Origin of the sequence: Escherichia sp. 93.1518 (assembly GCF_013368915.2) — a bacterium.
GTDB classification, from domain to species: Bacteria; Pseudomonadota; Gammaproteobacteria; order Enterobacterales; family Enterobacteriaceae; genus Escherichia; species Escherichia ruysiae.
The window spans coordinates 1-254 of the sequence record NZ_JABWMT020000132.1 but is presented as its reverse complement, the minus strand read 5'-3'; the positions used below and the strand labels follow the sequence as shown (position 1 = coordinate 254).

Genomic DNA, 254 nt, shown 5'->3' with positions numbered 1-254 from the left:
TGGTGGGTCGTGCAGGATTCGAACCTGCGACCAATTGATTAAAAGTCAACTGCTCTACCAACTGAGCTAACGACCCGAAGTGGTGGGTGATGACGGGATCGAACCGCCGACCCCCTCCTTGTAAGGGAGGTGCTCTCCCAGCTGAGCTAATCACCCACTTCGGTACTTCACATTGTTACAAGAAATTTAGCTGGCGAGAAAGTGGTGGGTGATGACGGGATCGAACCGCCGACCCCCTCCTTGTAAGGGAGGTG

The 254-nt window shown here is 54.3% G+C and carries 2 tRNA genes; both read right to left on the bottom strand.

Features of this window, described 5'->3' with window-relative positions:
* Positions 1-76 (bottom strand) — tRNA-Lys (locus HEN21_RS22775).
* 4 nt (positions 77-80) lie between these two features.
* Positions 81-156 (bottom strand) — tRNA-Val (locus HEN21_RS22770).
* Positions 157-254 lie beyond the last annotated feature (98 nt).